We start from the raw sequence: 1,884 nt of genomic DNA on the forward strand, positions 1-1,884 counted from the left end.
GCAATACCCGCCGCCACCGCAGCCTGACGCGCCGGCATCTGACCCGCCCCCGCCGTCAACACCTGCCCCATGATCACGTACTCCACCAACTCCGGCCCCACCCCCGACTTCTCCAACGCACCCCGAATCGCGATCCCACCCAAATCCGACCCCGAAAAATCCTTCAACGCACCAGACAAACGACCCACCGGGGTCCGAGCCCCAGCCACAATCACCGACGTAGTCACTTTCATTCCTCCAACCGAGTGCACGAAGTTAGTCGTCTTTCGCTACAACAGCCCCGGTGAGCGGTGCAATCGAGCTGACGCTAACGTCGACTCTATGACCTCCACCGACCAGTCCTCGACCGGACTCCCCATTCGATCCGACCTCGTCACGGCGATAGACCACGTCGGAATCGCGGTTCCCGATCTGGACGCAGCCATCGCCTGGTACACGGACCACCTGGGAATGGTGGCCACGCACGAGGAGGTCAACGAAGGGCAAGGCGTCCGCGAAGCCATGCTGTCTTTCCCCGGCGCGCCGGAGGGGGCGTCTGCGTTGCAACTGCTGGCTCCACTCGACGAGAACTCGACAATCGCAAAGTTCATCGACCGGAACGGGCCTGGGCTCCAGCAGCTGGCCTACCGAGTCACCGACATCGAAGAAATCTCCGCTGAACTGCGTTCTCGCGGTGTGCGGCTGCTCTACGACGCGCCCCGCAGAGGTACGGCCGACTCTCGGATCAATTTCATTCACCCCAAAGACGCAGGTGGGGTGCTGATCGAGTTGGTAGAACCGACCAAAAGTCCAATTCACTGACACACCGTATGGCCACGCAACCTACGCACCGGTAAATTGACCGCCATGGCCATTGAGCAAGAGCGCACCGGGGTGCAACTTCCCTTTTCCATCGTCCGAAAAGGATTCGATCGCGACGAAGTCACGAACTACTTCGAACGGTTCGACGCAGAACTTCGCCTGACGACCGCAGATAGGGACGCTGCGGCGTCGCAGGCCCGTGATCTGGCCAAACAACTCGACGACGCACGAGACGAAATCGACGAGCTCCGTAAGGACATCGACCGTCTGTCGGTTCCGCCGACCACTGCCGAGGGGATGAGCGACCGCATCTCGCGGATGCTGCGACTCGCGTCGGACGAAGCATCCGAGGTCCGCGCCAAGGCCCACGCCGAAGCCGAAGAGATGGTCTCGGTCGCCGAGCAGGAGAGCGCGCGATTGCGCGGTCGACACGAATCGCTCGTGGCCGAGCTCGAAGAGCGCCGTTCGGCTCTCGAAACCGAGCATGAGCAGACGATGGCGCAGGCCCGCACAGAAGCAGCCCGCGTCGTCGAGGCTGCGCAGTCCGAGCGAGACAAGCTGGCCGCCGAGTCCGAGGCGAAGCGCGCGAAGGTTCAGGAAGACTTCGAGATCACCATGGCCGATCGCAGGTCGAAGATCCTCGCAGCTCTCGAGGACCTCGAGGCGTCGAGCAAAGCCGATGCCGCCCACCGCATCGAGGAAGCAACCACCGAGGCAACGCGTCGACTGCAGGCAGCGACTGAACAAGCCGAGCGGCGAATTGCGCACTCGAAGGAACTGGCCGAGGAACTTCGTGTCCTTCGCAGCCGAGTTCTGGCTCAGCTGCTCGGTATTCGCGGGCAGTTGGATTCGGTTCCCGCCATGCTCGCGTCGGTCAATCGTGAAAGCGAACTTCTCGACGCGCCCGAGTCCAACGGTGTCTCCAAGGACGACGAGTCCGCCGACGATGCTTCGCCGAAGGAAAAGGCCGACGCCTCTTCCTGATTTGCCTGGGCGCTGGTCTCAGGACCAGCGCCGGGTAAGTCCTCGGGTGCCCCGGCCCGACCAACATCCGGTGTGCCAGTGACGTCGATTCTCCGGACC

The 1,884-nt window shown here is 62.8% G+C and carries 2 protein-coding genes and 2 pseudogenes; 2 read left to right on the plus strand and 2 right to left on the minus strand.

All coding sequences use genetic code 11. The features are described from left to right. Positions 1-227 (minus strand): annotated as a pseudogene (locus A2J03_RS21380) (acetyl-CoA C-acyltransferase); the annotation flags it as partial. 94 nt (positions 228-321) lie between these two features. Between A2J03_RS21380 and mce the strand changes: the two are divergent. Both mce and A2J03_RS21390 read left to right on the plus strand, forming a co-directional pair. Beyond that, positions 322-801 carry a methylmalonyl-CoA epimerase gene (gene mce / locus A2J03_RS21385; RefSeq protein ID WP_068378027.1) on the plus strand — a complete coding sequence of 160 codons (480 nt, stop codon included), beginning with the start codon at positions 322-324 and terminating at the stop codon, positions 799-801. A 45-nt stretch (positions 802-846) separates the two neighbouring features. Then, positions 847-1,785 (plus strand): hypothetical protein, encoded by a 939-nt coding sequence (locus A2J03_RS21390; protein ID WP_068378029.1) that lies wholly within the window; start codon positions 847-849, stop codon positions 1,783-1,785. An 18-nt stretch (positions 1,786-1,803) separates the two neighbouring features. On the opposite strand, the pseudogene A2J03_RS31765 reads toward A2J03_RS21390, so the two are convergent. Beyond that, positions 1,804-1,884 (minus strand): annotated as a pseudogene (locus A2J03_RS31765) (ATP/GTP-binding protein); the annotation flags it as partial.

The sequence above is a fragment of the Rhodococcus sp. EPR-157 genome (assembly GCF_001647195.1).
GTDB lineage: Bacteria > Actinomycetota > Actinomycetes > Mycobacteriales > Mycobacteriaceae > Rhodococcoides.